Consider the following 23,131-nt stretch of genomic DNA (forward strand, 5'->3'; position numbering starts at 1 on the left):
GTCAGACACGCCCTGGTGCCCTAGAAGACCGACTCCGTCTCGTCCATCCGGTCCTTCGGGACCGTCTTCAGTGCCGTCACCGCCTCCGCGAGCGGCACCATCTTGATGTCGGTGCCGCGCAGGGCGGTCATCCGGCCGAACTCGCCCCGGTGCGCGGCCTCCACCGCGTGCCAGCCGAAGCGGGTGGCGAGGACGCGGTCGTAGGCGGTGGGGGTGCCGCCGCGCTGGATGTGGCCGAGGATGACGGGCTTGGCCTCCGTGCCGAGCCGCCGCTCCAGTTCGTACGCCAGTGCCGTGCCGATGCCCTGGAAGCGCTCGTGGCCGTACTGGTCGATGTCGCCCTTGCCGTAGTCCATGGTGCCGTCGGCGGGGTGGGCGCCCTCGGCGACACAGATGACGGCGAACTTCTTGCCCCGGGAGAAGCGCTCCTCGACCATCTTGGCGAGGTCGCCGGGGTCGAAGGCGCGTTCCGGCAGGCAGATGGCGTGGGCGCCGCCGGCCATGCCGGACTCCAGCGCGATCCAGCCCGCGTGCCGTCCCATGACCTCGACAACCATCACCCGCTGGTGGGACTCGGCGGTCGTCTTCAGCCGGTCCATGGCCTCGGTGGCCACGCCGACCGCCGTGTCGAAGCCGAAGGTGCGGTCCGTGGAGGAGATGTCGTTGTCGATGGTCTTCGGTACGCCGACGACCGGCAGCCCGGCGTCGGAGAGCATGCGGGCGGCGGTCAGGGTGCCCTCGCCGCCGATCGGGATCAGTGCGTCGATACCGAACTCGGCGACCATGTCGGTCGCCTTGTCGCAGGCTTCGCGCAGCCGGTCGCGCTCCAGCCGGGAGGAGCCGAGAATGGTGCCGCCGAGCGCCAGGATGCCGCTGACGTCGTCCAGGTCGAGGGCGCGGTAGTGGCGGTCGAGCAGACCGCGGTAGCCGTCCTCGAAGCCGATGACCTCGTCGCCGTAGCGGGCGACGGCCCGGTGCACGACGGACCGGATCACTGCGTTCAGACCCGGGCAGTCGCCGCCTGCGGTGAGAACTCCGATGCGCATCGTGCTGTGTCTCCTGGTCGTTGTCGATACCGGTGAGCCAGTCCGATTGTTTCATGACCGGTGGCCGTGCGCGGCCTCCGTCCTGGGGGGCGCCTTAACCGCTCCCGGGGGTACCGTCAAGAGGGATCCGCTCACCTCGGTGGGCGATTTTTGCGTACGGAAACGGAGGGCATACGCGTGACGCGCAGCGTGTACGTGACCGGGATCGACCGTGGTGACGGCCGTCAGGTCGTCGAGCTCGGGGTCATGGAGCTGCTGACCCGGCAGGTCGACCGGGTGGGGGTGTTCCGTCCGCTCGTCCACCACAACCCCGACCGGCTGTTCGAGCTGCTGCGTGCCCGCTACCGGCTGTCGCAGAACCCGGTCACCGTGTACGGCATGGACTACCACGAGGCGTCCGCGCTCCAGGCCGAGCGGGGCACGGACGAGCTGGTGTCCACGCTGGTCGACCGGTTCCACCGGGTCGCCCGGGACTACGACGTCGTCCTGGTCCTCGGCACCGACTTCGCCGACACCCAGCTCCCGGACGAACTGTCCCTCAACGCCCGGCTGGCCAACGAGTTCGGCGCGTCCGTGATCCCGGTCGTCGGCGGCCGGGGCCAGAGCACCGAGTCCATGCTCGCCGAGACCCGCAACGCCCACCGGGCCTACGAGAGCCTGGGCTGCGACGTCCTCGCCATGGTCGCCAACCGGGTGGCCCGCGAGGACCGCGACGAGATCGCGGGGCACCTGGAGAACCGGCTGCCGGTCCCCTGCTACGTGCTGCCCGACGAGCCCGCGCTGTCGGCGCCCACGGTCGCCCAGATCACCCAGACGCTCGGCGGCACGGTGCTGCTCGGGGACGACTCCGGGCTCGCCCGGGACGTGCTCGGCTTCGTGTTCGGCGGTGCGACACTGCCGAACTTCCTGGGCGCCCTGACCCCGGGCTGCCTGGTGGTGACCCCGGGCGACCGCGCCGACCTGGTCGTGGGCTCGCTCGCCGCGCACAGCGCGGGCACCCCGCCGATCGCGGGGGTGCTGCTCACCCTGAACGAGCGGCCCGGCGACGACGTCCTCACCCTCGCCGCGCGGCTGGCCCCGGGCACCCCGGTGATATCCGTGGCCGGCAACAGCTTCCCCACCGCCGAGCGGCTGTTCTCGCTGGAGGGCAAGCTGAGCGCGGCCACCCCGCGCAAGGCGGAGACCGCGCTCGGCCTGTTCGAGCGGTACGCCGACACCGGGGAGCTGAGCCGGCGGGTGTCCGCGCCGAGCGGCGACCGGGTGACCCCGATGATGTTCGAGCACACGCTGCTCGAACAGGCCCGCTCCGACCGGCGCCGCGTGGTCCTTCCGGAGGGCACCGAGGAACGCGTGCTGCACGCGGCGGAGGTGCTGCTGCGCCGGGGCGTGTGCGACCTGACCCTGCTCGGCCCGGTCGACGGGATCCGCAAGAAGGCCGCCGACCTCGGCATCGACCTCGGTGACGCCCAGCTCGTCGACCCGGCCACCTCCGAGCTGCGCGACCGCTTCGCCGCGAAGTACGCCGAGATCCGGGCCCACCGGGGCGTCTCTGTGGAGCTCGCGCACGACGTCGTGGCGGACGTCAACTACTTCGGCACCCTCATGGTCCAGGAGGGGCTGGCGGACGGCATGGTCTCCGGGTCCGTGCACTCCACGGCCGCCACCATCCGGCCCGCCTTCGAGATCATCAGGACTGAGCCGGGCTCCTCGATCGTGTCGTCCGTGTTCTTCATGTGCCTCGCCGACAGGGTGCTGGTCTACGGCGACTGCGCGGTCAACCCGGACCCGGACGCCGAGCAGCTGGCCGACATCGCCGTCCAGTCGGCCGCCACCGCCCGGCAGTTCGGCGTGGAGCCGCGCATCGCCATGCTGTCGTACTCCACCGGCACCTCGGGTTCCGGCGCGGACGTGGACAAGGTGCGCGCCGCGACGGAGCTGGTCCGCTCGCGACGGCCGGATCTGAGGATCGAGGGGCCGATCCAGTACGACGCGGCCGTGGAGCCGTCGGTCGCCGCGACCAAGCTGCCGGACTCGGATGTCGCGGGGCAGGCGACGGTCCTGATCTTCCCGGACCTCAACACGGGCAACAACACGTACAAGGCCGTGCAGCGCTCGGCCGGCGCGATCGCCGTCGGCCCGGTCCTCCAGGGCCTGCGCAAGCCGGTCAACGACCTGTCCCGGGGCGCTCTGGTCCAGGACATCGTCAACACCGTCGCCATCACCGCCATCCAGGCGCAGAACCCGAGCGAGAAGGCGGCCGCCCAGTGAGCCCCACCCGCGTCCTCGTCCTCAACTCCGGCTCCTCGTCGGTGAAGTACCAGCTGCTGGACATGCGGGACGGCAGCCGGCTGGCGACGGGTCTCGTCGAGCGCATCGGCGAGCAGACCTCCCGGCTCAAGCACACCTGCCTGGTGTCGGGCCGCAGCGCCGAGCTGAACGGGCCGATCTCCGACCACGGCGCCGCGCTGGAGGCGGCCGGCGAGGAGCTGGCCCGGGACGGTCTCGGCCTGGACTCGCCGGAGCTGGCCGCCATCGGGCACCGCGTGGTGCACGGCGGGATGTTCTTCACCGAGCCGACCCTGGTCGACGACGCCGTGCTGCACGAGATAGAGCGGCTGATCCCGGTGGCACCACTGCACAACCCGGCCAACCTCACCGGTATCCGCACCGCACGGGCGCTGCGCCCCGACCTCCCCCAGGTCGCCGTCTTCGACACGGCGTTCCACACCACGATGCCGGAGTCGGCGTCGCGCTACGCGATCGACGTGAAGGTCGCGGACCGGCACCGCATCCGGCGCTACGGCTTCCACGGGACCTCGCACGCGTATGTGTCCCGGGAGACCGCTCGGCTGCTCGGCAGGGCGCCGGAGGAGGTGAACGTGATCGTGCTGCACCTGGGCAACGGGGCGTCCGCCTCGGCGGTGCGGGGCGGCCGCTGCGTGGACACCTCGATGGGGCTCACCCCGCTGGAGGGGCTGGTGATGGGAACGCGTTCCGGCGACCTGGATCCCGCCGCCATCTTCCATTTGCAGCGCGTTGGCGGAATGTCCATGGACGAGATCGACACTCTGCTCAACAAGGGAAGCGGTCTGTTCGGCCTGTGCGGTGACAACGACATGCGGGAGATCCAGCGCCGGATCGACGAGGGCGACGAACAGGCGCGGCTCGCCTTCGACATCTACATTCACCGCTTGAAGAAGTACATCGGTGCCTATTACGCGGTGCTCGGCCGGGTGGACGCGGTCGTGTTCACAGCGGGAGTCGGGGAAAACGCGAGTCAGGTGCGAGAGGCTGCCCTCGCGGGCCTGGCGGAACTGGGCCTGGCGGTGGACGGCGAACTCAACGCCGTGCGCGGCGACGGGCCCCGGCTGATCTCACCGTCGCACGCGCGGGTGGCCGTCGCCGTCGTGCCCACCGACGAGGAACTGGAGATAGCGACACAGACCTACGCGCTGGTCGGAAAGAACAGCGCGCGAAACAGCGAGCGGAACAGCGGAGCAGCCGAATAATTACACCCCGGTAACACGCCTGAGCGCATGCCCGCCCATTTGTATCTTCCGCCAGACGGAATATTCCGCAGCGAAACAAACCGATAGGATCGCCCTCATGCGCCGTTCGAAAATCGTCTGTACTCTCGGCCCCGCGGTCGACTCCCACGAGATGCTCGTCTCCATGATCGAGGCCGGCATGAACGTGGCCCGCTTCAATTTCAGTCACGGCACGCACGCCGAGCACCAGGCACGGTACGACCGTGTCCGGGCCGCGTCCAAGGAGACCGGCCGCGCCATCGGCGTCCTGGCCGACCTCCAGGGCCCGAAGATCCGCCTGGAGACCTTCGCCGAGGGGCCCGTGGAGCTGGAGCGCGGCGACGAGTTCGTCATCACGACGGAGGACGTGCCGGGCGACAAGCAGATCTGCGGCACGACGTACAAGGGCCTGCCGGGCGACGTCTCGCGCGGCGACCAGGTCCTGATCAACGACGGCAACGTCGAGCTGAAGGTGCTGGACGTCGAGGGCCCCCGGGTCCGGACCATCGTCATCGAGGGCGGTGTCGTCTCCGACCACAAGGGCATCAACCTGCCCGGCGCGGCCGTGAACGTGCCCGCGCTCAGCGAGAAGGACATCGAGGACCTGCGGTTCGCGCTGCGCATGGGCTGCGACATGGTCGCCCTGTCCTTCGTCCGCGACGCCAAGGACGTCCAGGACGTCCACCGGGTCATGGACGAGGAGGGCCGTCGCGTCCCGGTCATCGCCAAGGTGGAGAAGCCGCAGGCGGTGGAGAACATGGAGGACGTCGTGATGGCGTTCGACAGCGTGATGGTCGCGCGCGGTGACCTGGCCGTCGAGTACCCGCTCGAAAAGGTCCCCATGGTCCAGAAGCGCCTGATCGAGCTCTGCCGGCGCAACGCCAAGCCGGTGATCGTGGCGACCCAGATGATGGAGTCGATGATCACCAACTCCCGTCCGACCCGCGCCGAGGCGTCCGACGTGGCCAACGCGATCCTGGACGGCGCGGACGCGGTCATGCTGTCGGCTGAGTCGAGCGTGGGCGCGTACCCGATCGAGACGGTCAGGACGATGTCGAAGATCGTGGCCGCGGCGGAGGAGGAACTGCTCAGCAAGGGCCTCCAGCCGCTCGTGCCCGGCAAGAAGCCGCGCACACAGGGTGGTTCGGTGGCGCGTGCCGCCTGCGAGATCGCGGACTTCCTGGGTGGCCGGGGCCTGATCGCCTTCACCAAGTCCGGTGACACCGCCCGCCGGCTGTCCCGCTACCGCGCGGCCCAGCCGATCCTGGCCTTCACCACGGACGAGGGCACCCGCAACCAGCTGACGCTCAGCTGGGGCGTGGAGTCGCACGTCGTGCCCTTCGTGAACACCACGGACGAGATGGTCGACATGGTCGATCAGGAACTGGCCAAGCTGCACCGCTTCGACCAGGGCGACACCGTGATCATCACGGCCGGATCGCCCCCCGGCGTCCCCGGCACGACCAACATGGTCCGCGTCCACCACGTGGGCGGCGACGAGGGCCGCTGACGGTCCGCCCGAGGGCGTGTCCGCCCTTGGGCCTGTACGACAGCGAGGGCGCCCCCTGCGAAAGGGGGCGCCCTCGGCCGTGTTGCGGCTCCCGGACGGGCTTGTGGCTGCGCTCAGTCGGTGGTGTAGACGTGCATCCCGGGCACGTGCAGGCTGCCGCCGAACTGGCCGGCCTGCGTCACCTTCACCTTGGTGAAGTAGATCAGCGGGATGTTGAGCGGCGGCGGGCTGTCCGGGCTGAACGTCACCGGGATCAGACCGAACAGGTTGCCGGAGATCTTCTCCGTGTACATGACCGTGTCACCGTCACGGATGGTGGACGTCGAACCCTCACGCGCCTGCACGTGGTAGGTCTTGCCCGACTGCTTGTCCAGCACGGTCTGGTGCAGGTCGCCGATGTCGGTGCCACCCGAGATGACGTACTTGAGCACCTTCTTCCTGGTGCCGTTGGCCGTCTTCACCTCGACGACGCCCTTGTAGTCGGCGCTCTTGAGGGTCAGCGAGCTGGCGTTGAGGTACCAGGGGTCGTCCGCGACCGGCGTCTTGTTGTCGACACCGCTCTCGTCCTCGGTGGCCGCCGGACAGGAGTCCGCGGACGTGGCGTCGTCGGCCTTGGCCTTCGCGTCGTCGGCCGACTGGCTGGGCGAGGCGGTGGCCTGCCCTGCCGCGTCCTCGGCCGCGTCCTTGGCCTCGTCGGCCGTCTTGGACGCCGTGTCGGTGGTGTCCTTGACGGTCTTGCCGACCGCCTTGGTCACGGTGTCGGCCGTGTCCTTGACGGTGTCCTGGGCGCCGGTCGAGTCCTTGGTGTCCTTGCCGTCCGTGCTGTCCTTGGCGGCATCCGTGGACGGGGACGTGGTGTCGGAGGGCGCGGGGCTCGTGCTCGTGGTGGAGTCCGAGTGGTCGCCTCCCCCGGTGAACACGTCCTTGATCGCGCCCCCGATCTTCTCGAGGACGTTCTCCTTGTCCTCGGAACCCTGGGGCTGCGACGGAGCGGCCGTGTCCGTACCGGCGCTGCTCGACGACGAGGACGGGGCGGGCGCCGGCTTGCTGCCGGAATCCGAACCCGACGACCCCGACGACGACGTGCCCTTGCCGCTACCGGTGGCCGAGGAAGCGGACGGGGCCTCGTCCTTCTTGTCCTCGGAGCCCTTGGAGTCCTTGGCATCCTCGGAGCCCTTGGAGTCCTTGGCATCGTCGGAGCCCTTGGCGTCCTCCGACTCGCTCGCGGAGGGCGACGGCGAGGACGAGGCATCCTTCGCGTCGTCGTCCAGAGCCTTGACGCAGTCCTTGTACTCGTCGGCCGTCAGACTCTTCGAGGTCGGCGGGGTCGAGCCGTTGTCGGCGAGAGCCAGGCTGGACGTGAAGCCCAGGCCCACGAGGACCGCGGTGGGCATCGCCACCGTGGCTATCGCCTTGCCCGCCGGCATGTGGAACCTGGTGAACAGCGGCCTCTTGGGTGCCGCGTGTCGCGGCCCGGTTCTCACACGGGACTCGTCCACGTCAGTCCCGTGGGTCACCTCGTCAGCCGGCACTGTGCCTCCCGTTCGCCCCGTTCGCCGGGCTCGTTCCTGACAGGTCGTTCGGCTCGCCCATGCCGTGTGTGTCCTTGCCGAGCGCGACCTCGGGGGCGGGCTCGGGCACGCCGCCCGTGCTCGCGGGGGCCTCGCCGGTCGGCTGCGGTTCCCCTGACTCCCCCGGCACCCATGCCACGGCCATCGCTCCGCCGATGAGGGCGAGCAGGAAGCCCATGATGAAGCCGCCGAAGTTGGACACGGGGAGGGACACCAGCGCCAGGAGGATCGCGGCGACTCCCGCGAACGTTCTGACGTGCTTCTGGAACCAGAGGCTGATGCCCAGGACGACGAGCAGTACGCCGATGATCAGGGAGCCGGCACCCGCCGTGGTGGCCATCGCCAGCGTGAGATGGCCGAGCCGGAGGTGGAAGTACGGGAAGTACATGATCGGCAGGCCGCTGAGCAGGATGTACAGCCCGGCCCAGAACGGACGTGTGCCCCGCCAGGCGCGGAACTGCAGCCGACGGCGGGTGAACTGGCCGGATGCGGCGGCAGGGGTCTCGGCGCTCATGGAAAACAGCTCCCTGGTGCGGCGTTGCTGTGGTGGTGATGTGTGCCGCGTGTGAAGCGCGGCCGATGATGGAACGGGCGGGGGCGCCGTCGGCTCCCCCGCCCATCACCGGGTGCTCAGTAGCACTCGATTCCCTTGCCGTCGCCCTTCTTGAGCGACATGTGCAGACCGCTGAGCTTGAAGGTGCCGGCGGTGGTGGCCCACGCCGTCTGCTGCACTCCGGTCAGGTCGGCCGACTCGGCCTGCTGCGCGAAGCCGAACGGGTTGGCCTGCTCGCCGTTGCCCTTCATGCCCGGACCCTGGGTCATGTCCTTGGCGGCAACACCGATGTCGATGTTGTGGAAGGTCGCGTCGGCCTTCAGGTCCTCGACGTCGATGTAGAGGTTGTGAGCCTCGACCGCGTCGTGACCCTCGCCACCGGCCTCCAGACGGAGGGTGATGTTGCCGAGGATCGGCACCGGGGTCACCACGGACTGGCACATGTTGGTGATGCTGGCGTCCGTGAACGACGAGACGGCCACGGGCCGAGCCGCCTTCTTGCCGTCCAGCGTGTAACCGCTGTCGACCGCGCCGTACTGCGCGAAACCCTTACCGTGCAGGGTGTCGGCGGTCACCTTGAACTGCTGGCCGGAGACGCTGAACGACGCGGCGAGAGCGCCCTGCGCGAGGGCGACACCTATACACGCCGTGGCGGCGACGCTGGGCACCATGACCACAGCGAACCGCTTCCATCTGGTCCCGCCACGCACCTGGGACTCCATATTTCCTCCTTCTCGGACGTACATCTCCTGACCCTGGCTCGCCTCCGGGCGGCGGCTCAGCCGGGCAGGGATGGAGAAGCACTACGTCCTCGGAAGGGGAGCGCCCGCACTCGGCGGCGCGAACCGCGCCCGAATCACCGGCGATCACCCCCGAGCGACACTGGTCGCGCCTGACACGCATCACGCACAACCTGCTGGACAGGCTTCGTCGAGTGACGAAGACCCCCCTGCCCAAGAGCCGGCGCCACTGCCGCCAACCCTGCTCGGTGGGGACCCACATGAACCCCTGGACCCGACCGGTTGCCGGGGTGCGGGGAATGGACCGAGCGTGGCCGATCGTGGTGCATTCTCGCCGCCGACACAAGGGGGTTCGTTACTCACTAGTAACGGCCTGATAACCGAACAACGACCCGAAGGTCTCGGAGGGCGACTCTCGGTGTCGCCGAGGGGCGGAACAAAACTGTTGATGTCTGGACAGAAACAGACAGACGAAGGCGCGTCTTTTACTCGGAGTAACAGCGGCCGCGATTACCAAGATTTGGTAAAGCGCGGCCGCTTTGAAACCCCTGCTCCAGATCCTTCACCGGCACATCACACGACGTGATGTCCGGTGACCGGTCAGAAGAGCGCTCGGGCCAGCGCCCTGCGTGCCCCGATCACCCGCGGATCGTCCGCGCCCACCAGCTCGAAGAGCTCCAGCAGCCGGCGACGCACGGCGTCGCGGTCGTCACCCGCCGTACGCGAAACGGTCTCGATGAGCCGCCCGAAGGCGTCCTCCACATGGCCACCGATCAGGTCCAGGTCGGCGGCGGCGATCTGCGCCCCGGCGTCCGCGGGCTTCTCGGCCGCGTCCTTGCGCACCTGCTGCGGGTCCACGCCCTGCACCCGCTGGAGCAGCTCGGCCTGCGCCAGGCCCAGCTTGGCCTCGCTGTTGCCCGGGTCCTCGCCGAGCACGCTCTGGTACGCCTGGATCGCTCCGCCCAGGTCACCGGCGTCCAGTGCCTGTACGGCGGCTTCGAGGAGCGCGTCGTACGGCCCGACCGGTGCGGCGGGGATCGTGGCGTCGGCCGGCTCGGCTTCGGGGTCGACGGTCAGGCCGGTCAGTCCGAAGCGCTGCTCGGCGACCTGCACCAGCTGGTCGAGGGTCTCGCGGATCTGCTGCTCGCCCGCCGCTCCCTGGAAGAGCGGCAGCGCCTGTCCCGCGACGACGGCGAAGACGGCCGGGATGCCCTGCACCCCGAACTGCTGCATCAGCATCTGGTTGGCGTCGACGTCGATCTTGGCCAGCAGGAAGCGGCCGCCGTACTCGACCGCGAGCCGCTCCAGGACCGGGCTCAGCTGCTTGCAGGGCTGACACCACTCGGCCCAGAAGTCGATGACGACGGGTACTTCGGCCGACCGCTGGAGTACGTCGCGCTCGAAGGTGGCCTCATCGACGTCGATGACGAGATCGGCCGGCGAGACGGCTCCCGTCCCGCCCTGGCGGGCCGCTTCGGCGCGCGTCTGCTCGGCCTTGGCCTTGGCATCCTGGGCCGCCTTCACCGCGGCGAGGTCGACAACGCCGCTCATGGACATGTTCCGTGGCTGCATGCGTCTATCCTCCCCCGTTCCCGCGCATGAATGAAAAACGATGTACGAGGTGCCGGGTCCCCACGCGGCACCAAACGCTGGTCGTGTGTGAGCGTCGCTCGCGCACGTCCAGCGCGAGCTTTCGCTACGAGTCGTAGCGTAATGGCATCCGGGGCCCTGGCGACACCACGCCTCGGTGATCTCCCTCACGGCCTCACAGGAACCGCCGGTTATGGTCGTGGGATGCAGAGCCGCACCCCCGCCAGCCGTACCGGCCGACCGCGCAGCGCCACCGCGGACGCCGCGATCCTGGCGGCGACGCGGCAGGCGCTGGTGGAACTCGGCTGGTCCAGGCTCACCCTGGGAGACGTGGCGACACGGGCCGGGGTCGCGAAGACGACGCTGTACCGCCGCTGGTCCGGCAAGCACGAGCTGGTGGTGGACGCGGTCGCGGAACTCTTCGACGAGCTCGAACTGCCCGACCGCGGCAGTCTGGCCGCCGACATCGAGGGCGCGGTCCTCCAGTTCGCGGCCATCCTGGCCAGACCGGAGGCCAGGAGCGGCCTGATGGCGGTGGTCGCGGAGTCCACCCGGGACGACGCGCTGCGCGAGCGCATCCGCTCGTCCATCGTGGACCGCCAGAAGCGCCTGGTGCTCGAGGGCCGCGCCCGCGCCCAGGGACGGGGCGAGCTGCCCCCCGAGAGGAATCCCGAGGAGGCGGCTCGCGCGGTCGATCTGATCTTCGACGTGGTGGCGGGCGCGGTGGTGCACCGCACGCTGGTGAGCGCGGAGCCGGCCGACGCCGACTGGGTGCGCTCCTTCACCCGCGTCCTGGTGCTGGGCCTGGCGGCGGCCGAGTCACCGGAGGGACCCTCGGGGACCCTGACACCCCCGCGGGGCCCCGAGACGGGCCCTGAAGGTGCCCCTTGAGGCCCTTGAGGCCCTTGAGGCCCTTGAGGCCCTTGAGGCCCTTGAGGCCCTTGAGGCCCTTGAGGCCCTTGAGGCCCTTGAGGGTCTAGAAGCCCGCCGGCTCCGTGTACACCCCCCACTCGTCGCGCAGCACTCCGCAGATCTCGCCGAGGGTCGCCTCGGCCCGTACGGCGTCCAGCATGGGCTCGATCATGTTCGAGCCGTCGCGGGCGGCGGCGAGCATGGCGTCCAGGGCCGCCTTGACGCGGGGTTCGTCGCGGGCGGTCTTGCGGGAGGCGAGCATCCGGACCTGCTCGCGCTCCACCTCGTGGCTGACGCGCAGGATCTCCAGGTCGCCGGTGACGGAGCCGGTGGCGACGTTGACGCCCACCACCCTCTTGTCGCCCTTCTCAAGGGACTGCTGGTAGCGGAACGCGGACTCCGCGATCTCGCCGGTGAACCAGCCGTCCTCGATGCCGCGCAGGATGCCGGAGGTGATCGGCCCGATCGGGTGGCGACCGTCGGGGTGCGCCCGCAGTCCGCGCTCCTTGATCTGGTCGAAGATCTTCTCCGCGTCGGCCTCGATCCGGTCCGTGAGCTGCTCGATGTACCACGAGCCGCCCAGCGGGTCGGCCACGTTGGCGACGCCGGTCTCCTCCATCAGCACCTGCTGGGTGCGCAGCGCGATCTCGGCCGCCTGCTCGCTGGGCAGCGCGAGCGTCTCGTCCAGGGCGTTGGTGTGCAGCGAGTTGGTGCCGCCGAGCACCGCCGCGAGCGCCTCGACCGCGGTGCGGACCACGTTGTTGTACGGCTGCTGCGCGGTGAGCGAGACACCGGCGGTCTGCGTGTGGAAGCGCAGCCACTGGGCCTTGTCGGTCTTCGCGCCGTACACCTCCCGCATCCAGCGGGCCCAGATCCGGCGGGCCGCGCGGAACTTGGCGATCTCCTCGAAGAAGTCGACGTGCGCGTCGAAGAAGAAGGAGAGGCCGGGTGCGAAGACGTCCACGTCGAGCCCGCGCGAGAGGCCCAGTTCGACGTATCCGAAGCCGTCCGCCAGCGTGTACGCCAGCTCCTGCGCGGCCGTCGCACCGGCCTCGCGGATGTGGTAGCCGGAGACGGACAGCGGCTTGTAGGCGGGGATGCCGGCCGCGCAGTGCTCCATCAGGTCGCCGATCAGCCGCAGATGGGGCTCGGGCTGGAAGAGCCACTCCTTCTGCGCGATGTACTCCTTGAAGATGTCCGTCTGGAGTGTGCCGTTCAGGACGGCGGGGTCGACGCCCTGCCGCTCGGCGGCGACCAGGTACATGCAGAAGACAGGGACCGCCGGTCCGCTGATCGTCATCGAGGTGGTGACGTCACCCAGCGGGATGTCCTTGAAGAGGACCTCCATGTCGGCGGCCGAGTCGATGGCGACCCCGCAGTGCCCGACCTCGCCCAGCGAGCGCGGGTCGTCGGAGTCGCGGCCCATGAGCGTGGGCATGTCGAAGGCGACCGACAGGCCGCCACCGCCCGCGGCCAGGATCATCTTGTAGCGCTCGTTGGTCTGCTCGGCGTTGCCGAACCCGGCGAACTGCCGGATGGTCCAGGCCCGCCCCCGGTAGCCGGTCGGATGCAGACCGCGGGTGAAGGGATACTCCCCGGGCCAGCCGATTCGCTCGAAGCCCTCGTACCTGTCCCCCGGTCGGGGTCCGTACACCGGCTCCACGGGGTCCCCGGAGAGCGTGGTGAAGTCAGCGTCGCGCTTGCGCGCGGCGTCATAGCGGGCCTGCCAGCGGCTCCGGCCCTCTTCGATGGCGTCAGCGTCCATACCATCGAATTTACTAGGACGTCCTAGTAAATGTCGATGGGAAACCGCCGCGTGTGACTCGCGCGACGGTGGAGACTGCGCCTCGACGAGGGAGGCTACGCCTTGACGGGGGCCGGAACCTGGCCCGTGACCTGGGCGTCCAGCTCGCGGGTGACCTTGCGCTCGACGAAGAAGGCGGCGGTCGGAATGGTCCCCGCGAGGAGTACCCACAGCTGCCGGGCGACCGGCCACTTGGCCTTGGAGCCCAGGTCGAAGGCGACGACGAGGTACACGACGTAGAGCCAGCCGTGCGCGATGGCCACGACCCGGGTGAAGTCCGCCGCGCCGTCGACGTCCATGCCGTACTTGGCGATCATGCCCAGGCACAGCAGCACCAGCAGCACGCCGGTGACATAGGCGAGGACGCGGTAGCGGGTCAGCACGCTTTTCTTCATGCCGATGAGCGTAACGGCCCGTTCCGGTAGATCCCGCCCCGGGTCGGCCCCGTGTCAGCCCGCGTCGAAGTCGTGTGCCGAGACGCGCAGCGGCCGCAGCATCGCGAAGATCTCGCCGCACTCCTCCGCGTCGTACACCCCGAGCCCGAAGTCCATCGCCATCAGGTCCCGGGTGGCCGCGTCGACCGCCTCGCGCCCCTTGTCGGTGATGGCCGCGAGGGTGCCGCGCCCGTCGTTGGGGTTGGGCCGCTTGGTCACCAGCCCCGCGCTCACCAGCCGGTCCACGGTGTTCGTCACCGACGTGGGGTGCACCATGAGCCGCTCGCCGATCTTCGACATCGGCAGCTCACCGGCCTTGGAGAAGGTGAGCAGCACCAGCGCCTCGTAGCGGGCGAACGTCAGCCCGTACGGCTTCACCACCGCGTCGACCTCGGCGAGCAGGATCTGGTGCGCGCGCATGATCGAGGTGATCGCGGCCATCGAGGGCACGTTTCCCCAGCGCTGCTTCCAGAGGTCGTCGGCACGGGCGATGGGGTCGAAGGGAAGACTGAGAGGCTTCGGCACGCAACGACCCTACCGGGGGGTCATCTGCGGTTCAGCCCTGTCTCGGACTTCGGTCGCCCCCGGGATCCGTACGCCGGGCCGCGGCCGCCGCGCCAGCGCCATGCCCGCGCCCTGGACGGTCACCCGCCCCGCGCTGAGCAGGGTCATGGCCCGGCCGCGCAGCTCCTCGGGCACGTCCCGGACCAGCCACTGGTCCAGGCCCAGGGAGTACGCGGATCCGATGCCGGAGAGCAGCAGCAGGAGCAGCGCGACCGGCAGGCCGGGGTGCAGGGCGTAGCCCGGATACGGCAGCAGCGTCAGGCAGACCAACGGAAGCGCGATCCGCTCGCGGGTCGAGGACCCCAGCCGGGGGCCGGCGAACACCTCGCCCACGATCGCCCCCACGGGCAGGGCGCACATCAGCAGGCCGAGGCCGGACGATGAAGCGGGCCTGGCAGCTGCTGGTGGCGCCGGACCGGCCCCGGTTGCGCGCCGTGCTGGACGCGGACACCGCCTTTCACTCCCGTCGGCTCGCCGAGGTCGACCTGGGCGGTCTGCTGCCGGAGATCAGCGGGCGCCTCGGCCGGCAGAACGGGACGCCGACCGTCGAGTCGCGCGGCGAGCACGAGCGGCACCTGTGTGGACAGGGGCTGGTGCTGATGCCGAGCGTGTTCAGCCGGCCGGACGTGATCAGTACCTTCGACCCGCCCTGGCAGCCCGCCCTCGACGAGCCGTCGACCACCACTGCCCTCGCCCATCTGCTGGGCATCATGTCGGCTTCGGGGGCCGCTCAGGGCTTGTGCGCCGCAGGTGGTGGCGGACCGCGCGCTGCGCGACCGGGCCGAGCTCCTCCAAGGCGGCCACCAGGGCGCCGAGTTGTTCCAGGGCGTCGAGAGCCGCCTGGGCGCCGTTCTCGTCCACTCCTTCGTACAGTTCGATGCCGACGAACGAGGCGGCGACGGCGCGTGCCAGTCCCGCCGGGTCGGTGAACTCGCCGAAGGGGGTGCCCGCGAGCACCCGCGTCAGCACCTTCTCGATCTCGGTGATCCACAGGTCGAGGCCCGCGGCGGTGGCCGGGCGGAGGATCGCGTGGGTCTGGGCTCCGGCGAGCAGCTGGCCGAGGAGCGCCAGGCTGCCGCCCGCGCGCTCCTGCTCGTGGATCTCCCGGCCCGCGGCCAGGAGTTCGGTCAGGGAGGTGACTGCGGCGAGGCGGTCACGGTAGCGGTCCACGGCTCTTCCGGCGCCGTAGCGGCAGGCGGCGGCGAGGAGTTCGTCCATGGAGCCGAAGTGGTAGAAGACCAGGGCCTGGTTGACGCCCGCGGCCGCGGCGACGGTGCGGGCCGACGTCTTGGCGATGCCCTGTTCGGTGAGCGTGCGCAGCGCGCCCTCCAGCAGTTTGGCCTTGGTCTCCTGGGACTTGGCCGTCTCCGGGGTCGAGCTCATGACGGGATCTCCAGGGTGCGCAGGACACAGGGGGCGCGCATCTGGGCGGCCGGAGTGCGCGGGCAGCGGCGGGCGGCCGGGGTGTGGGCGAGGGGCGCCTTGAAGACAGCCAGGTAGATGGCGACGAGGAGGAGCAGCGGGCACAGGAACGCCACGGCGGGCGCGAGCGAGCCGAGGATGCCGACGAGGGGGCGCAGGCCGAAGCCGCCGCAGGCGACGGCGAGTACGAGTGCCCGGACGGCCAGTTCGGTCAGCCAGTTGCGCAGCGCCCGCTCCGGGGTGATCCCGCGCTCCAGCCACAGCCGGAGCCGGTCGAAGGACCAGGCGGTCGCCCATCCGATCAGCGGCCGGAAGAGCATCCGGTCGGCGAGCGCGCCGAAGGCGCCCCAGCGGGGGCGGTAGTCGTAGCCGGTGAGGAGGCGGACGCCGTCGGTCTCGGGGACGTACCGCCAGTAGCCGCTGCCCTCGGCGATCAGCGAGAGGGGGTGCGGGGAGGTGAAGCGCAGGGCGGAGGTGCGGGTGCCGTCGGGGCGTTCCTTCTCCCCCGCCAGGACGCCGGTGCCGGAGACCGTGAGGAACGGCAGGATCCGCTTCGCGTACCGGAAGCGCTGCGGTTCGCCGTCCACGCGCGGGAGATGGGCGATCTCGGTGAACCGGAGGTCCCACCGCTGGTGTCGAACGGGGTCCTGGGTGTACGTCCACAGTTCGTCGAGGTCGGCACGTATTCGGATCTCCGCGTGGAGGGCCTTGCTCGCCTTACTCACCATGCGATGTTCCCCCGTCAGTGAGTGTTTGAGCGAACGCTCAAGGGACTGAACAGGAAAGGTACACCCGCTTGAGCGATCGCTCAATCAAGCGAATCCAGGCGGCGGTCATGGCGTGTGCGGGGCTCTTCACCCGCCCCGACACGGCGAAGGCGCCGGCGGCGGGTGTGCCGGCCGGCGCCCTGCGCTCGGGGTGTGTGTTCCGCCGTCGGGCGGGACGGAGGGGGTCAGGGGCGGCCCCGCTGCCCCCGGAGATGGTCTGCGATCGGCTTCAGGGCCTTGTCCAGCTCGTCCAGCGCGTCCGACGACAGCAGGTCGATGAAGTGTCTGCGCACGGACGCCACATGGTAGGGCGCGACCTTCTGCATGGTCTCCATGCCGTGGTCGGTGAGCACCGCGTACAACCCGCGACGGTCGGACTCGCAGTTCTCGCGCCGGACCAGGTTGGCGTTCTCCATGCGGGTGATCTGGTGCGAGAGGCGGCTCTTGGACTGGAGCGTGGAGGACGCGAGGTCACTCATCCGCATCCGTACGTCCTCCGACTCGGACAGATTGACCAGGATCTCGTAGTCGTTCATCGTCAAGCCGAACGGCTGGAGGTCCTTTTCGAGCTGATACGTCAACAGCCTGTTGACCTCCAGGTGGGTGCGCCAGGCGCACTGCTCCGCTTCGGTCAGCCAGCGCGTGGCCGTGTCGGTCTCCATGAATCAAGTCTACCTAAGAAGTTGAAAGACGAACTAGTGAGGGTGGTGTGACTGTGCGCACGCGTTCGATGTCACACTCCGCAGACTACCGCTCACAGCCCGAAGCGACGCTGGAGGTCTCCCAGCTGTCCGGGAAGGCGCGGTGCGCCGGGAGCCTGTCCGTGGCCCCCCGGTACCCCACCCCCGCCGGGGACTCCGGGCTCGTGCGGGACCCCTCCGACGGCCTGGTCCGCCATGAGGGTCTCGGTCGACTGGAGCAGTACGGTTCCGGCTCCCACGAACTCGAACTGGTGCTCTTCCCCGGAGGCCCCGCCGAGGCCCGTCATCGCACGTAGACCGCCCATTACGCCGGTCAGGTAACCGTGGTCGTAGTGATGGCACGGCGAGGGGCAGTCGGCCCATCCCACCAGCGCCTGCGGGTCCACCCGGATCGGGGGTTCCATGAACACCACCGGGCCGTTAGATGCGGCCACGAACTTCCCGGTTCCGATAAGGGTCAGAAAACCCGGCACGATCGACTGCTTGAGCGCGAGACTTGGCTGAAAAGCAAGCAAGTTGCCGGAGCGAATGGTCAGGTTGCCATCCTCCAGGTCGTACGAATTCACATCGAAGGCCCGGTCGGCGAGGAGCATTTTGCCCGAGCCCTCCGCCACGACCCACTCGCCCGCGTGCAGTGGCGAATGGAACGACGTACGGACAAGACGGTCAAGTCGGCCGTGCCCGAAGCCGTTGAACTCGATCGCCCCGTAGTAGGCGATCATCTTCCCCTTCTGCAGGAACCACTGCCCGCTCTTGAGCTCCACGCAGAACGTGTACTTGTTGACGTTGTCGTCGGACGGCAGCGTCATCGGGTCGTGGATCACGGGACCGGCCCCGGTCCCCGGATAGACGGTCACAGCTTCTCCTCCGAGGCCTGCACGTACACCACGCCACTGCCGCTCAGCTCCAGCTGGAACGCTTCGCCCGAGCCGCGCCCCACCATGTCGCGCCAGCCCAGCGCGGTGGAGAGCTTGTTGCGCACCTCGCCGTGATGGGCGACGTACGCCTGCGGGTCGACATGAACCGGGCGCTGCGGGGTGATCGGGATCTCGAAGACGCCCCCGTGCGCCATCACGGCCACCGCCCCCTGCCCCTTGAGGGTGGTCGTGAACAGACCCTGCCCCGTCACCTGCCCCCGCACCAGCCCCATGACCCCGCCCTGCGCGCCCATGAACATCGTCCCCTGCTGGAGCGTGCCCTCGAAGGCCAGCAGCCGGTCCGCCTCCACATAGAGGGTGTCGCCGCCGAGGTGGATGACCTGGACGTGGTGGCCGCCGTGCCCGAAGAAGACGGTGCCGCTGCCCTCCACGGTCATCAGCGGGGTCGCCTCGCCGGCCACCCGCCGCCCGAGCATCGACATGACCCCGCCCTGGCCGCCCTGGATGTTGGGCGTGAAGGACACGTCGCCCCGGTAGGCGAGCATCGCCCCGCGCTGACTGAACAGCCGCTGGCCGGGCAGGACCGTCGCCTCGACCATCTTCGAGTTGATCTCCCGCAGCGCCATCACACGTCCCCCGCGATCGTGTTCCGCTCACTCGGCTGCACGTACACCAGTCCGTCGCCCTCGAAGCGGATCTGGAAGGCCTCACCGCTGCCCTCCCCGAGGAAGGTGCGGAACGTCACGCCGGACTGGAAGGACTGCCGTACGTTCCCCTGGTGCGCGATGTAGGCGCCGGGGTCGACGGTCAGCGGGTACTGCGAGCTGACCCGCAGGACCACGGCCGGGCCGTCGGACGTGATGGCCGCCTGCCCGTGCCCCTCGACGGTCGTCGTGAACAGCCCGTTGCCCTGGGTGGCCCCCCGCAGCCCGGTGAAGGACGTACCGGTGCGCAGCCCGGCGTCGGTCGCGAGCAGGTTGCTCGCCTCCACGTACAGCTTGTCCCCCTGAAGGCTGACGAGGTTGATCTCGGACGCGCGGTCCGCGAACCAGCAGGTCCCCTGGCCCTTCACCTCCATCACGGTCATCTGCTCGCCGGTCAGCCGGCGGGTCACCATCCCCCGGAGCCCCTCACCGCCGCCGCTGAGTTTCTTGAAGGCCATCTGCCCGTCGTACGCGACCATCGAGCCGTTCTTGGCCTTCACGGCGTCCCCGGTCATGTCGACGGCGAGGACCTTGCTTCCTTGAAGTCGGAACATCGCCACGCTGCGAAGGTAGCGGCGGACGCCCCGTCACGGACAGACCCCTCCCCCTGGGACCGGTGGGGCGTTTGCCACAATGGGCGGACGCTTGTGCGTGCGTTCACAAACCGTGGGCGCCGCGCGCCGACGCCGCTCCCTCTCACCGAAGGTGACCCGTGGACCTCAAGACAGCCTCCGCCATCCGCCGCCTCCGGCTGATCTCCGTGCCGGAGGGCATCTCCTGGATCGTCCTTGCGGCCTGCACGGTCATCAAGTACACGATCACTTCGAGCGTCGACGTCGCCCGGGTACTGGGGCCGATCCACGGTGTGCTGTTCGTCCTCTACGTGATCTTCTGGGCCGACGCCTGGAACCGCGCCAAGTGGGCGCGGGGCAAGGCCGCGCTCTACTTCGCCTACTCGATCATCCCGGGCGGCGGCTTCGTCATCGAGCGCACGCTGCGCCGCGAGGCGGAGGACGCGGTCATCGCCGCCCGCGCCCGCAAGGAAGGCGTGGTGAACGCGTGATCGTCGCCTTCTCCGTGACGCCCCTCGGCGTCGGCGAGGACGTCGGGGAGTACGTCGCCGACGCAGTCCGCGTCGTACGCGAGTCGGGGCTGCCCCACCGCACCGACGCGATGTTCACCTCCGTCGAGGGCGAGTGGGACGAGGTCATGGACGTCGTACGCCGCGCCGTGGCCGCCGTGGAGGCACGCGCCCCGCGGGTGTCCCTCGTCCTCAAGGCGGACATCCGCCCCGGGGTCACCGACGGGCTCACCTCCAAGGTGGAGACGGTGGAACGCCACCTGGCCGGCTAGGACACGGCTAGGACGTGTTTTCCGGATCAGGCGAAGCCCGGCAGGCGCGGACGCGCATGCCGGGCTTCCCGCCGGGTCAGCCCTCCGTCAGGCTCGCCACCAGGTCGTCCGCCGCACGGTAGGGATCCAGTTCGCCCGCGACGATGCGCTCCGCCAGGGCGCCGAGACGGCGGTCGCCGTGGAGGTCGCCGATGCGCTCGCGCAGGGCCGTGACGGCGATGGTCTCCACCTCGCGGGAGGCCCGGGCCCGGCGGCGCTCGGCGAGTACGCCGCGCTCCTCCATCCAGGCGCGGTGCTTCTCCAGGGCCTCCACGACCTCGTCCACGCCCTCGGCTCGGGCGGCCACCGTCTTGACGATGGGCGGGCGCCAGTCGCCGGGGCCGCGGGACTCGCCGAGGCCCAGCATGTGGTTCAGCTCCCGGGCCGTGGCGTCGGCGCCGTCGCGGTCGGCCTTGTTGACCACGTAGACGTCACCGATCTCCAGGATGCCCGCCTTGGCGGCCTGGATGCCGTCCCCCATGCCGGGGGCGAGGAGGACCACCGAGGTGTCCGCCTGGGAGGCGATCTCCACCTCGGACTGCCCGACGCCCACCGTCTCGACCAGGATCACGTCGCAGCCCGCCGCGTCCAGCACCCGGATGGCCTGCGGGGCGGCCCAGGCGAGGCCGCCGAGATGGCCACGGGTGGCCATCGAGCGGATGTAGACGCCGGGGTCGGAGGCGTGGTCCGACATCCGGACGCGGTCACCGAGCAGGGCGCCGCCGGAGAAGGGCGACGACGGGTCGACGGCGAGCACGCCGACCCGTTTGCCTTGTTTGCGGTATGCGGTCACCAGGGCGGAGGTCGACGTCGACTTGCCGACGCCGGGCGAGCCCGTCAGACCGACCACGTATGCGTTGCCGGTCAGCGGCGCGAGCGCCGCCATGACCTCCCTGAGCTGTGGGGACGCCCCCTCCACCAAGGAGATCAGCCGGGCCACGGCCCGCGGCCGGCCTTCCCTGGCCTGGGCCACCAGAGAGGAGACGTCCTGCATCACAGCTCCGTTCGCTTACGAGAAGACGTACCGCTTGCTCAGGCCACTCAGGCCTTGGGCACCCGCACGATCAGCGCGTCACCCTGACCGCCGCCACCGCACAGCGCGGCCGCGCCGACCCCGCCGCCCCGGCGCTTCAGCTCCAGCGCCAGGTGCAGCACCAGACGCGCGCCGGACATGCCGATCGGGTGGCCGAGGGCGATGGCCCCGCCGTTGACGTTCACCTTTTCCGTGGAAACCCCGAGGTCCTTCATTGACTGCACCGCGACGGCGGCGAAGGCCTCGTTGATCTCGATGAGGTCCAGGTCGGAGACGTCCAGACCGTCCTTCTTCAGCGCGTGCAGGATGGCGTTCGACGGCTGCGACTGAAGGGAGTTGTCCGGGCCGGCCACGTTGCCGTGGGCGCCGATCTCGGCGATCCAGTCCAGGCCCAGCTCCTCGGCCTTGGCCTTGCTCATCACGACCACGGCCGCGGCGCCGTCGGAGATCTGCGAGGCGGAGCCCGCGGTGATCGTGCCGTCCTTGGCGAACGCCGGACGCAGCCTGCCCAGCGACTCCGCGGTCGTGTCGCCGCGAATGCCCTCGTCCTTGCTGAAGAGGACCGGGTCGCCCTTGCGCTGCGGGATCTCGACCGGGGTGATCTCCGCCTCGAAGATCCCGTTCTTCTGCGCAGCCGCGGCCCGCTGGTGGGAGAGGGCGGCGATCTCGTCCTGCTCCGGGCGCCTGATGCCCAGGCGGGTGTTGTGCTTCTCCGTGGACTCGCCCATGGCGACGCCCTCGAAGGAGTCGGTCAGACCGTCGTGGGCCATGGCGTCGAGCATCTCGACCGCGCCGTACTTGAAGCCGTCGCGGGACTTCGGCAGCAGGTGGGGGGCGTTGGTCATGGACTCCTGGCCGCCCGCGACCACGATGTCGAACTCGCCGGCGCGGATCAGCTGGTCGGCGAGCGCGATCGCGTCGAGGCCGGACAGACACACCTTGTTGATGGTGAGCGCCGGGACGTTCATCGGAATGCCGCCCTTGACCGCGGCCTGGCGCGCCGGGATCTGCCCTGCCCCGGCCTGGAGCACCTGGCCCATGATCACGTACTGCACCTGGTCGCCGCCGATTCCCGCACGGTCGAGGGCGGCCTTGATCGCGAAACCGCCGAGGTCGGCTCCGCTGAAGGACTTGAGCGAGCCGAGCAGTCGGCCCATCGGGGTGCGGGCACCGGCCACGATGACCGAGGTGGCCGAGGTGTTCGTTCCTGACATGAGGTGCGATCCCCTTTCAGCTGCACAAAGCTGAGGAGTGAACGAGGGTTTACTTCGAATGTACTGAGCGGTACAGCACCCGTCACCGGCCCGTCGGTGTGATCGCGCGCACGTTGCGTAACCATCTCAGGAGCGCTGCACTGAGTCCATGCTGACGCGAATCGACCACATCGGGATCGCCTGCCACGACCTCGACACGACCGTCGAGTTCTACCGGTCCACGTACGGCTTCGAGGTGTTCCACACCGAGGTCAACGAGGAGCAGGGCGTGCGCGAGGCCATGCTCAAGATCAACGACACGTCCGACGGCGGAGCCTCCTACCTCCAGCTGCTCGAACCCACCCGCGAGGACTCCACGGTCGCCAAGTGGCTGGCCAAGAACGGCGAGGGCGTGCACCACATCGCTTTCGGTACGGCGGATGTCGACGCCGACGCCGCGGACATCCGCGAGAGGGGCGTACGCGTTCTGTACGAGGAGCCCCGGCGCGGCTCCATGGGGTCGCGGATCACCTTCCTGCACCCCAAGGACTGCCACGGTGTACTGACAGAACTCGTCACATCCGCGCCTGTTGAGTCGCATGAGCACTGACCCTCGTACATGAGGGCCGGTAGGGTTGGGGGCGGTCGCCCCCGAAGTCCGGGGTGACCGCTTTCCGGGGTCCGGGTTTCGGGGGACGAGCGTCGGGGCAGCAGCCCGTGCGCTCCGCCGTTGATCTGACACCATTCCCCGGGGGCCACGTTCGGCGGACGGACGAGGCTCGTTTGGACA

At 69.8% G+C, this 23,131-nt stretch carries 23 protein-coding genes and 1 pseudogene; 7 read left to right on the forward strand and 17 right to left on the reverse strand.

From position 1 onward, the window contains the following. Nucleotides 1-20: 20 nt before the first annotated feature. A complete protein-coding gene (locus ACIPK3_RS16550; RefSeq protein WP_402570252.1) occupies nucleotides 21-1,046 on the reverse strand; it encodes an ATP-dependent 6-phosphofructokinase in 1,026 nt (341 codons plus the stop codon). Nucleotides 1,047-1,223: 177 nt separating this feature from the next. Between ACIPK3_RS16550 and pta the strand changes: the two genes are divergently transcribed. The 3 genes from pta (at nucleotide 1,224) to pyk (ending at nucleotide 6,083) form a co-directional block, all read left to right on the forward strand. Next, on the forward strand, nucleotides 1,224-3,314 hold the full coding sequence (pta, locus tag ACIPK3_RS16555; protein WP_402570254.1) for a phosphate acetyltransferase: 2,091 nt from the start codon (nucleotides 1,224-1,226) through the stop codon (nucleotides 3,312-3,314). Continuing rightward, nucleotides 3,311-4,555, forward strand: a complete 1,245-nt coding sequence (locus ACIPK3_RS16560; protein ID WP_402570256.1) for an acetate kinase — start codon at nucleotides 3,311-3,313, stop codon at nucleotides 4,553-4,555. The genes pta and ACIPK3_RS16560 overlap by 4 nt, the downstream gene beginning before the upstream one ends. 97 nt (nucleotides 4,556-4,652) lie before the next feature. Further along, on the forward strand, nucleotides 4,653-6,083 hold the full coding sequence (gene pyk, locus ACIPK3_RS16565) for a pyruvate kinase (RefSeq protein WP_402570258.1): 1,431 nt from the start codon (nucleotides 4,653-4,655) through the stop codon (nucleotides 6,081-6,083). A gap of 113 nt (nucleotides 6,084-6,196) precedes the next feature. Here pyk and ACIPK3_RS16570 read toward each other — a convergent pair whose 3' ends face one another. The 4 genes from ACIPK3_RS16570 to ACIPK3_RS16585 all read right to left on the reverse strand — a co-directional run bounded on the left by ACIPK3_RS16570 (nucleotide 6,197) and on the right by ACIPK3_RS16585 (nucleotide 10,519). Next, on the reverse strand, nucleotides 6,197-7,615 hold the full coding sequence (locus ACIPK3_RS16570) for a hypothetical protein (RefSeq protein ID WP_402570260.1): 1,419 nt from the start codon (nucleotides 7,613-7,615) through the stop codon (nucleotides 6,197-6,199). Continuing rightward, the gene (locus ACIPK3_RS16575; RefSeq protein ID WP_402570262.1) at nucleotides 7,605-8,168 is read right to left on the reverse strand and encodes a DUF6114 domain-containing protein; all 564 of its coding nucleotides are present in this window, start codon (nucleotides 8,166-8,168) and stop codon (nucleotides 7,605-7,607) included. The genes ACIPK3_RS16570 and ACIPK3_RS16575 overlap by 11 nt, the downstream gene beginning before the upstream one ends. A gap of 116 nt (nucleotides 8,169-8,284) precedes the next feature. Further along, nucleotides 8,285-8,929, reverse strand: a complete 645-nt coding sequence (locus ACIPK3_RS16580) for a DUF6230 family protein (protein ID WP_402570263.1) — start codon at nucleotides 8,927-8,929, stop codon at nucleotides 8,285-8,287. Between the two features lie 618 nt (nucleotides 8,930-9,547). Then, complete coding sequence (locus ACIPK3_RS16585; RefSeq protein WP_402570264.1) at nucleotides 9,548-10,519, reverse strand: tetratricopeptide repeat protein; 972 nt, start codon at nucleotides 10,517-10,519, stop codon at nucleotides 9,548-9,550. Nucleotides 10,520-10,741: 222 nt separating this feature from the next. Here ACIPK3_RS16585 and ACIPK3_RS16590 point away from each other — a divergent pair, with 222 nt between their 5' ends. Further along, nucleotides 10,742-11,428 carry a TetR/AcrR family transcriptional regulator gene (locus ACIPK3_RS16590; RefSeq protein WP_402570266.1) on the forward strand — a complete coding sequence of 229 codons (687 nt, stop codon included), beginning with the start codon at nucleotides 10,742-10,744 and terminating at the stop codon, nucleotides 11,426-11,428. 85 nt (nucleotides 11,429-11,513) lie between these two features. Here the strand turns inward: ACIPK3_RS16590 and ACIPK3_RS16595 are convergent, their stop codons facing one another. The 10 genes and pseudogenes from ACIPK3_RS16595 to ACIPK3_RS16640 all read right to left on the reverse strand — a co-directional run bounded on the left by ACIPK3_RS16595 (nucleotide 11,514) and on the right by ACIPK3_RS16640 (nucleotide 19,277). Beyond that, a complete protein-coding gene (locus ACIPK3_RS16595) occupies nucleotides 11,514-13,214 on the reverse strand; it encodes a methylmalonyl-CoA mutase (RefSeq protein ID WP_402570268.1) in 1,701 nt (566 codons plus the stop codon). A gap of 95 nt (nucleotides 13,215-13,309) precedes the next feature. Next, the gene (locus tag ACIPK3_RS16600) at nucleotides 13,310-13,648 is read right to left on the reverse strand and encodes a DUF3817 domain-containing protein (protein ID WP_402570270.1); all 339 of its coding nucleotides are present in this window, start codon (nucleotides 13,646-13,648) and stop codon (nucleotides 13,310-13,312) included. Between the two features lie 54 nt (nucleotides 13,649-13,702). Then, a complete protein-coding gene (locus ACIPK3_RS16605) occupies nucleotides 13,703-14,212 on the reverse strand; it encodes a MarR family winged helix-turn-helix transcriptional regulator (RefSeq protein WP_402570272.1) in 510 nt (169 codons plus the stop codon). Nucleotides 14,213-14,302: 90 nt separating this feature from the next. Beyond that, a pseudogene (locus tag ACIPK3_RS16610) lies at nucleotides 14,303-14,662 on the reverse strand (MFS transporter); the annotation flags it as partial. Nucleotides 14,663-14,959: 297 nt separating this feature from the next. Further along, nucleotides 14,960-15,634, reverse strand: coding sequence for a TetR/AcrR family transcriptional regulator (locus ACIPK3_RS16615; RefSeq protein WP_402570274.1), 675 nt, complete (start codon nucleotides 15,632-15,634; stop codon nucleotides 14,960-14,962). Next, a complete protein-coding gene (locus ACIPK3_RS16620; RefSeq protein WP_402570276.1) occupies nucleotides 15,631-16,401 on the reverse strand; it encodes a hypothetical protein in 771 nt (256 codons plus the stop codon). The genes ACIPK3_RS16615 and ACIPK3_RS16620 overlap by 4 nt, the downstream gene beginning before the upstream one ends. A gap of 224 nt (nucleotides 16,402-16,625) precedes the next feature. Continuing rightward, nucleotides 16,626-17,102, reverse strand: a complete 477-nt coding sequence (locus ACIPK3_RS16625; RefSeq protein ID WP_402570278.1) for a MarR family winged helix-turn-helix transcriptional regulator — start codon at nucleotides 17,100-17,102, stop codon at nucleotides 16,626-16,628. A 92-nt stretch (nucleotides 17,103-17,194) separates the two neighbouring features. Next, nucleotides 17,195-17,950 carry an AIM24 family protein gene (locus ACIPK3_RS16630; protein WP_402570780.1) on the reverse strand — a complete coding sequence of 252 codons (756 nt, stop codon included), beginning with the start codon at nucleotides 17,948-17,950 and terminating at the stop codon, nucleotides 17,195-17,197. Between the two features lie 44 nt (nucleotides 17,951-17,994). Further along, a complete protein-coding gene (locus tag ACIPK3_RS16635; RefSeq protein WP_402570279.1) occupies nucleotides 17,995-18,645 on the reverse strand; it encodes an AIM24 family protein in 651 nt (216 codons plus the stop codon). Continuing rightward, nucleotides 18,645-19,277 (reverse strand): AIM24 family protein, encoded by a 633-nt coding sequence (locus ACIPK3_RS16640; protein WP_402570782.1) that lies wholly within the window; start codon nucleotides 19,275-19,277, stop codon nucleotides 18,645-18,647. The genes ACIPK3_RS16635 and ACIPK3_RS16640 overlap by 1 nt, the downstream gene beginning before the upstream one ends. A gap of 158 nt (nucleotides 19,278-19,435) precedes the next feature. Here ACIPK3_RS16640 and ACIPK3_RS16645 point away from each other — a divergent pair, with 158 nt between their 5' ends. Together ACIPK3_RS16645 and ACIPK3_RS16650 are read left to right on the forward strand one after the other, a co-directional pair. Continuing rightward, nucleotides 19,436-19,786, forward strand: a complete 351-nt coding sequence (locus ACIPK3_RS16645) for a DUF3817 domain-containing protein (RefSeq protein ID WP_402570281.1) — start codon at nucleotides 19,436-19,438, stop codon at nucleotides 19,784-19,786. Further along, nucleotides 19,783-20,076, forward strand: a complete 294-nt coding sequence (locus tag ACIPK3_RS16650; RefSeq protein WP_029387678.1) for an MTH1187 family thiamine-binding protein — start codon at nucleotides 19,783-19,785, stop codon at nucleotides 20,074-20,076. The genes ACIPK3_RS16645 and ACIPK3_RS16650 overlap by 4 nt, the downstream gene beginning before the upstream one ends. 76 nt (nucleotides 20,077-20,152) lie before the next feature. Here the strand turns inward: ACIPK3_RS16650 and meaB are convergent, their stop codons facing one another. Together meaB and ACIPK3_RS16660 are read right to left on the reverse strand one after the other, a co-directional pair. Next, nucleotides 20,153-21,109 carry a methylmalonyl Co-A mutase-associated GTPase MeaB gene (meaB, locus tag ACIPK3_RS16655; protein WP_402570283.1) on the reverse strand — a complete coding sequence of 319 codons (957 nt, stop codon included), beginning with the start codon at nucleotides 21,107-21,109 and terminating at the stop codon, nucleotides 20,153-20,155. A gap of 47 nt (nucleotides 21,110-21,156) precedes the next feature. Then, nucleotides 21,157-22,362, reverse strand: coding sequence for an acetyl-CoA C-acetyltransferase (locus ACIPK3_RS16660; protein ID WP_402570285.1), 1,206 nt, complete (start codon nucleotides 22,360-22,362; stop codon nucleotides 21,157-21,159). Between the two features lie 148 nt (nucleotides 22,363-22,510). Here ACIPK3_RS16660 and mce point away from each other — a divergent pair, with 148 nt between their 5' ends. Then, a complete protein-coding gene (gene mce / locus ACIPK3_RS16665; RefSeq protein ID WP_402570287.1) occupies nucleotides 22,511-22,951 on the forward strand; it encodes a methylmalonyl-CoA epimerase in 441 nt (146 codons plus the stop codon). Nucleotides 22,952-23,131: the final 180 nt, after the last annotated feature.

Source organism: Streptomyces sp. NPDC086787, assembly GCF_044745865.1.
GTDB lineage: Bacteria > Actinomycetota > Actinomycetes > Streptomycetales > Streptomycetaceae > Streptomyces.